The sequence below is a fragment of the Pseudomonas sp. NPDC087803 genome (assembly GCF_044742995.1).
GTDB lineage: Bacteria > Pseudomonadota > Gammaproteobacteria > Pseudomonadales > Pseudomonadaceae > Aquipseudomonas.
The window spans coordinates 1-4,108 of the sequence record NZ_JBIUVO010000124.1 but is presented as its reverse complement, the minus strand read 5'-3'; the positions used below and the strand labels follow the sequence as shown (position 1 = coordinate 4,108).

The window sequence follows — 4,108 nt, the reverse complement described above, 5'->3', positions numbered from 1 at the left end:
CATTGAATCTCAAGGAGTTTTCCGTTTCGACTGCGCCGGAAGTGGGGCGAATTATAGACCTCCAGAATCTGCCGTCAACCGTTAATTTCAGTTTTATTGCAAAACCTGCTTTTTAGTCAGCAAACGCGGGATGCGACGCGCCACGGCAGGCACACGCAGCAGCAACAGCACTGCACCTATAAAAGCGTAGATCGCCCACTCTTTAAGATCAGCTCGCACAATCCACAGCATGTGCAGCAATCCAAGCCCCAGAATCACATACACCAACCGATGCAATTTCTTCCAGCGCACACCCAACCGGCGCTGACTGTAGCGATTGGAGGTTACTGCCAATGCCAACAATCCTAGAAAACCCAGTGTACCGACAATAATGTATGGCCGCTTACGCAACTCCACGCCCAACTGCGACCAGTCGAAACCGAGGATGAACGCCATGTAGCTGAACAGGTGCAGAACCACATAAGCAAAACACCAAAGGCCCAACTGCCGGCGCACAGCAATCCACCCCGCCCGGCCCGTCAATTTCTGCAGTGGCGTCATGCTTAATGTGATCAACAGCAATACCAACGTGCCCAGTCCTAGCCGATCAACCAGCACCTTGCCTGGATCCGGGCCGAGCAAGTCGGCAAACGCCTGATAGAACCAAAGCAACGGCCAGATCGTCGCCGCAATGAAAACGCCTACACGCCAGAACGGATATCGCATCAGTAGTTCTTCCGCAGATCGAGCCCGGTATATAAAGAAGCGACTTCATCCGCGTAGCCGTTGAACATCTGCGTATCACGCACATTCGGTTTGAACAGACTGTTCGGTAGACGCCGTTCCCGCGCCTGAGTCCAGCGCGGGTGATCGACCGTCGGATTCACATTGGCATAAAACCCGTACTCATCTGCCGCAATGCTTTGCCAAGTGGTCTTGGGCTGTTCGCTGACCAGACTGATCCGCACAATGGACTTCACACTCTTGAAGCCGTACTTCCACGGCACCACCAGACGCAGCGGCGCACCGTTCTGATTCGGCAACTCACGGCCATACATGCCAACCGCCAGAATCGCCAACGGATTCATTGCCTCATCCAGACGCAGGCCCTCAACATAAGGCCAGTCGATCAGCGCGAAACCTGAGCGCTGTCCAGGCATGCTTTTGGGATCCTGCAAGGTTTCAAACCGAATGTACTTGGCCTTAGAGGTCGGCTCGACCTGCTTGAGCAGCGCAGAAATCGGAAAACCAATCCACGGGATGACCATTGACCACGCTTCAACACAGCGAAGGCGATAGATACGCTCCTCCAACTGGTACGGTTTCATGAAGTCTTCCAGCGCATAACGCCCGGGCTTGCCCACTTCCCCATCGACGACAACGCTCCACGGCTCGGTTTTCAGCGAACCGGCATTGGCTGCCGGATCACCCTTGTCAGTGCCGAATTCATAGAAGTTGTTGTAATGGGTCGCGTCTTTATAAGGCGTGATCGCCTCATCCTTGACGTTGACTGCGCCCCACTTGGTAGAAGGGAGCTTATCGGCAAACCAGGCCGGCGCCTTACCCGGCTCGACATCGGCATAACGCGCCGCGTCTTCAGCACTGGCCCAACGCGGCAGGCTGCTCACGGCGATACCGGCTGCGGTAGCTCCGAGTAATTGGCGACGAGAAAGATAAATGGCTTCAGGCGTGACATCCGACTCATGGCAGTCGGACGCTTTGGGGAATTTGATCAGCATGACAACTCCGCAGCTTTGGAGGACAGATGCACCCATAGACTGCGGAGTATGCGGGAAATTACATCACTCGGCGTTTTTGTGCCGACGAAGATGCAACAGGTACTGCACCGGGCCGGAAGCCGCGTAAGCGAGGAACACCAGCAGCAAAATGCGCGGTGGATCGCTGAACACCACGGCGAACACCAGCACCACGGCGAGAATCGCCACGAACGGCACACGGCCCTTCAGATCCAGCTCCTTGAAGCTGTTGTACTTGATGTTGCTGACCATCAGCATGCCGGCAGCCGCCACCATCAGCGCGACCAGGAACGACATCTTCGAACCCTGAATGCCGTAATCGCTGAACGCCCAGACGATCCCCGCCACCACGCCGGCAGCTGCCGGACTGGCCAGACCGATGAAGTAGCGCTTGTCCGCGGTGCCGACCTGGGTATTGAAACGCGCCAGACGCAACGCCGCACCAGCTACATAGATGAAGGCAACCATCCAGCCGACCTTGCCCATGTCGCCCAGCGCCCAGCCAAAGGCCAGTAGCGCCGGTGCCACACCGAAAGCGACCATGTCGGACAGCGAGTCATACTCGGCGCCGAAAGCACTTTGCGTATTGGTCATGCGCGCGACACGGCCATCGAGACCATCGAGCACCATGGCCACAAAAATCGCGATCGCGGCGAAGGCGAAATACTTGCTCGCATTCGCAGAGTCACCGGCGCTCAAGGCAGCCTGGGCACTCATCGAGTTGATGATGGAATAAAACCCTGCGAACAGGTTCGCAGTGGTGAACAGATTCGGCAGCAGATAGATACCACGATGCCGGACTTTACGACCTTCTGCGTCGTGCCCTTCTTCGATGTGTTCATCGATGGGCAGCAGGCTTTCGGCGTCAGAAGCCTGGTTCGGCTCTTCGGGACGTTCGCTCATGGACATTACCTTGCAACGGTTTGGAGAAATTTCGACAGGTGCTTGAGGACGACAGTTCGGCCACAAACGCTGCAGCTTTATACCAGAACCACCAGCACAAACGAAAAAACGCGGCCGAGGCCGCGTTTTCCGTACAAGAAGGGCGACTTAGTTTTTGGCTTTGTCGACGATCTTGTTGGCACCGATCCACGGCATCATGGAGCGCAGTTGCTCGCCGATGATTTCGATACCGTGAGCGGCGTTGTTACGACGCTTGGCGGTCATCGAAGGGTAGCCGGTTGCGCCTTCGCTGATGAACATTTTGGCGTATTCGCCGTCCTGAATACGTTTCAGGGCGTTGCGCATGGCCTGACGGGATTCGGCGTTGATCACTTCCGGACCGGTCACGTACTCGCCGTATTCAGCGTTGTTGGAGATCGAGTAGTTCATGTTGGCGATACCGCCTTCGTACATGAGGTCAACGATCAGTTTCAGTTCGTGCAGGCACTCGAAGTAGGCCATTTCCGGCGCGTAGCCAGCTTCAACCAGGGTTTCGAAACCGGCTTTTACCAGCTCAACGGTACCGCCGCACAGTACAGCTTGCTCGCCGAACAGGTCGGTTTCGGTCTCGTCCTTGAAAGTGGTTTCGATGATGCCGGTACGACCGCCACCGACACCAGCAGCGTAGGACAGCGCAACATTTTTGGCGTTGCCCGAGGCGTCCTGATAGATCGCGATCAGGTCAGGGATACCGCCGCCCTTCACGAACTCGGAACGTACGGTGTGGCCCGGGGCTTTCGGCGCGATCATGATCACGTCGAGGTCAGCGCGCGGAACAACCTGGTTGTAGTGGATCGCGAAGCCGTGGGAGAAGGCCAGGGTGGCGCCTTTCTTGATGTTCGGCTCGATTTCGTTCTTGTACAGCGAAGACTGGAATTCGTCCGGGGTCAGGATCATGACCAGGTCGGCAGCCGCAACAGCGGAAGCCACGTCGGTCACTTTCAGGCCGTGGGCTTCGGCTTTGGCAACAGTGGCCGAACCTTTACGCAGACCGACGGTAACGTCGACACCGGAGTCTTTCAGGTTGCACGCTTGAGCGTGGCCCTGGGAACCGTAACCGATGATGGCAACTTTCTTGCCCTGGATGATCGACAGGTCGCAGTCTTTATCGTAGAAAACTTTCATGAATTTCCCCTATATATCCAGGCCGTTCAGGCCATTCGCTAATTTGGTTTAGATGCTGAGTACTTTGTCGCCGCGGGCAATGCCGGTCACGCCGCTACGGACGGTTTCCAGAATCGATGCGGTGCCGATGGACTGAATGAAGCTGTCGAGCTTGTCGCTGGTACCGGTCAATTGAACGGTATACACGCTGGCGCTGACATCGACGATCTGTCCACGGTAAATATCGGTGGTGCGTTTGATCTCGGCGCGCTGGGCGCCAGTGGCCTTGACCTTGACCAGCATCAGCTCGCGCTCGATGTGAGAGC

5 protein-coding genes are annotated in these 4,108 nt (G+C 56.5%); all 5 read right to left on the bottom strand.

The window, feature by feature from the left end:
* Positions 1 to 93 precede the first annotated feature (93 nt).
* Positions 94 to 705 (bottom strand): protein-methionine-sulfoxide reductase heme-binding subunit MsrQ, encoded by a 612-nt coding sequence (msrQ, locus tag ACIOUG_RS26665; protein ID WP_401070118.1) that lies wholly within the window; start codon positions 703 to 705, stop codon positions 94 to 96.
* Positions 705 to 1,718, bottom strand: coding sequence for a protein-methionine-sulfoxide reductase catalytic subunit MsrP (gene msrP, locus ACIOUG_RS26660; protein ID WP_401070115.1), 1,014 nt, complete (start codon positions 1,716 to 1,718; stop codon positions 705 to 707). The genes msrQ and msrP overlap by 1 nt, the downstream gene beginning before the upstream one ends.
* A 63-nt stretch (positions 1,719 to 1,781) precedes the next feature.
* Positions 1,782 to 2,639: a CDP-diacylglycerol--serine O-phosphatidyltransferase gene (gene pssA, locus ACIOUG_RS26655; protein ID WP_064589202.1), complete on the bottom strand. Its 858-nt coding sequence runs from the start codon at positions 2,637 to 2,639 to the stop codon at positions 1,782 to 1,784.
* A 147-nt stretch (positions 2,640 to 2,786) separates the two neighbouring features.
* Positions 2,787 to 3,803 carry a ketol-acid reductoisomerase gene (gene ilvC / locus ACIOUG_RS26650; protein WP_003228216.1) on the bottom strand — a complete coding sequence of 339 codons (1,017 nt, stop codon included), beginning with the start codon at positions 3,801 to 3,803 and terminating at the stop codon, positions 2,787 to 2,789.
* A gap of 48 nt (positions 3,804 to 3,851) precedes the next feature.
* A partial coding sequence (ilvN, locus tag ACIOUG_RS26645; protein WP_401070112.1) for an acetolactate synthase small subunit occupies positions 3,852 to 4,108 on the bottom strand: 257 nt, incomplete at its 5' end.